2 protein-coding genes are annotated in these 3,444 nt (G+C 44.6%); one reads left to right on the top strand and one right to left on the bottom strand.

The window, feature by feature from the left end; genetic code table 11:
- On the bottom strand, window positions 1–604 hold a 604-nt coding region (locus F6K49_RS37730), incomplete at its 3' end, for a peptidogalycan biosysnthesis protein (RefSeq protein ID WP_293105311.1).
- A 735-nt stretch (window positions 605–1,339) separates the two neighbouring features.
- Here F6K49_RS37730 and F6K49_RS37725 point away from each other — a divergent pair.
- Window positions 1,340–3,313: an ATP-binding protein gene (locus F6K49_RS37725; protein ID WP_293105306.1), complete on the top strand. Its 1,974-nt coding sequence runs from the start codon at window positions 1,340–1,342 to the stop codon at window positions 3,311–3,313.
- The last annotated feature ends 131 nt before the right edge of the window (window positions 3,314–3,444 follow it).

Raw genomic sequence — 3,444 nt, 5'->3', positions numbered from 1 at the left:
TGCGGCGTTGATTGGCATTAAAGACCTTTAGGTAATCCTCAAAACTACTAAAGCCTTGGTTTTGCCAAATATAGCTGTGATGTAGCCAGCCCTTAAAACCATTGCGTTCAATTACTGGTCGCCAATCCGGGTCAACAAAGAGGAAGTGACAACCAGACAGATGATTGCGATCGCAAAAATGATCGATAGCACTGACCATTATCTGTGTCAGCTCATCTTCATCTTCTCCCGGTGCCATCAAAAACCGATAGCCTACCGCTGGGGTAAATGGTGTCATCCCCAACAACTTCGGATAGTAGGAAATGCCCAAGCGATAGGATAAATCCGCCCACTGTTGGTCAAAGACAAACTCTCCGTAACTGTGACCTTTGACATACATAGGTGCAGCCGCGATCAGCTGTCTATCTCGCCATACCGTTAAGTGATTGGGCAACCAACCCGTTTTAGCAGTAGCACTACCAGATGTTTCAATATTATTCAACCAGTCCCACTCCAGAAAAGGGGTTTTTAGGGGTTGGGCAAGGTCATCCCAAGCGGATTGGGGAATATCTGCCATGCGGTTGACCCAGATAACGGAATAGTCAAGCTTGGGTTGTTGAACCATTGGGGTAATCTAGGATTAGAGGAACTTGAGATTGGTAAAGTCAGCAATTCTGCTAGTATGCAAGTTTATTCGCGTAGCGTGGCCAAACGCGCCCCGCGTGGCCAATAGGCCAAGGCCAAGTCAGCAAGTCAGCAAGTCAGCAAGTCTGAAACAATTCCTGGGATCAATTACTGAGAAACTGGAATGTTTCTTACCTTGAGCCTTAACGTTTTTTCCGTTAACTTCAAGTATTTAACTTCAAGTTTTATTTAATTAGTCGAGGGGGTTATCAGAGGAGATATGACCAGATATCCCATCTCTTAGTTTAAGTTAAACTAACTTCACACTATAGGCACGCAAAGTACCTGCACCAAACAAGACCCCATCAGCGAGAGCCACTTGGTTTTCCAGATGGGCTAGAAAGGTTAGCAAATCTTTTCTATAACACATCTAGTCACGGACTTCAAACCCTGAAGGTCTTGATAGTCAGGGAAAACCTTGGTAGATCTACTCGAATCCTCCAAGGTATGCATCTATGCCTTTGTCCTTCCATCTGACGTTAAATGGACACAACCCTAGTTGAGAATGGCAGAGAAAAATTACTCAAATTAACTGGATTTATTTCAGTAAGTTTCCATAAACTAAATAGAGGGAATAAAGATATCAATCTGAGTACCAAGGTTGTAGTGAGTAATTGTAAACAAACCCCATTATCGTGCGGTTGGGTTGTTCTGAGCCATCAATATCAGACGAATTATGGTTAAGCTAGGTCTATCCTCCTTTCGTCGCATTCTACTTTCGCGCCTTCTGCTGCTAAGTGTGCCAGTCTTACTAGCAGGAGTGTATGTGACTTACACAAAGGCACGCTCATTGCTGTTGGACAGTGCTCGCCAAAATCTGACGGAAAGTGCTGTACTCCATGCACAGAGCATTCAAGAGTCAATTGCTGCCCTCAAAGCCAACTTGGTGAGTGCCAGTGAAGCTGTAGCCCTAAAGTCGGAATCCCCAACCGCCTATCAAAAATTTGTAGAACAATTGGCTCAACTGTTACCACATCAGATCGATTGTGTACAGTTGATGGAGCTACAGAGCAAAGCAATCGCCGCAAGTACCTGTGCTAACCAATTGCTAACTAACCGACCGACTTTTGTATCCTCGGTGCAGCAAAGTCAATCATTCGCTAACCGTTCTCAGGTTGAGGTAACCATACTACTGCCTAAACACCCCTCAAGAAACCCCTCAACAACTTTAACTAGCCAACTCTATCCCCCCAAGTCCACCAGTAAACTCAAACTAGTCCTGAGTGCCCCAGTCTATAACCGATCAGGTCAACTCCAGTTTGCCCTGATCATCCAGTCAGCTCTGCTACAGACACCAGCCTCACAACGGCAGATATTGTCGAGCTATCCGGTAGTGATTAACCAAGAAGGGCAAGTTTTGACTCATCACTATCAAGAGCCAGTGGCACAGAAGATCACAGACAAGATCAATCGGGAAGAAGAACAAGAGGGACTCAAAAGGGTTTTCGGAAAAGCGATCGCACAGGAACAAGATGTTGCTGAACCGTCGTACTGGATTAAAAACAACGTGGAATTAACCGCTGGGTATACCTCAATTCCAAGTCCGATTACTGCTGAGCTAGGTCAAAAGTGGGCGATCTTAGCGGTTACCCCGGTTGATATTGCTTTGGCTGGTCTCAAAGAGATTCAGCACGTTCTGCTAATCTTCACCTGTGGCTTGATTGGGGCAACCCTGTTGGCAACGATGTATGTTGCTCGGGAATTAGCTCGTCCTCTCGAACAACTCAGAGACTACGCTCTAAATCAATCTCAGTTCCTACCCTACGATCGTATACCCCAAAACTTCAAAATTAGGGAAGTTAACCAATTGTCGGAAGCTTTCGGTGGGATGATTGAACGCATGAAACATTGGGCAGAAGAACTCGAAGCTACTTGGAAAGAAGCCCAAACTGCTAATAAGTTCAAGAATGAATTCCTGGCGAATACCTCCCATGAACTGAGAACTCCCCTGAACGCCATCATTGGTTGTTTGCGACTAATACGGGATGGTTTCTGTGACAACCGCGAAGAAGAAATCGATTTTTTACAAAGGGCTGATCATGCTGCCATGCATCTGCTGGAAATCATTAATGACGTTCTAGATATGGCGAAGATTGAAGCTGGTAAATTATCGGTAAAAATTGAGCCGATTTACCTGTGGGAGTTGCTTGATGAAGTCATAAATTTACAGACTATTCCCATTCAGCAGAAAGGTCTTGAGTTTCATACCAGCGATTTGCATCAGGGGATTATCGTTCCTGCTGATCCAGCTAAGCTCAAGCAGGTTCTAATTAATGTAGTTGGTAACGCCACCAAATTTACAGACAATGGCAGCATTACCATTAAGACCCGAATTGAACCGCTACCCCTGTCTCAGAACAACAGAAGTTTTGCCAAGGCTTCTGATCTAACTTCTCATTCACAGGTTGTGATTATTGTTAAGGATACAGGTATTGGTATTGATCTCAGTCAACAGAAAAAACTATTTCGTCCCTTTGTGATGGTTGATGGCTCGACCACCCGTCAATGTGGTGGAACAGGGCTTGGTCTAGCTATTTCCCGGAATTTAATGGAAATGATGGGAGGTAGTATTACCCTCGTCAGTCCTGGAGAGGGTAAGGGTAGCACTGTTAAAATTACCTTGCCGATCATCGATGGAAAACGGGAATAGGGATGCAGCGCTTTTCTCGTACTTCCTGCTGTGTTGACAATAGTGGAGCAGTCGGTTATAATTACAAACCTTTGAAGTCAAAAATTATGGCTGCCTTTGTAACCCAACTAACCTCGTGCATCTCATTAAAG

This window comes from Moorena sp. SIO3I6 (assembly GCF_010672095.1).
This window is presented reverse-complemented; position numbering and strand designations above follow the sequence as displayed.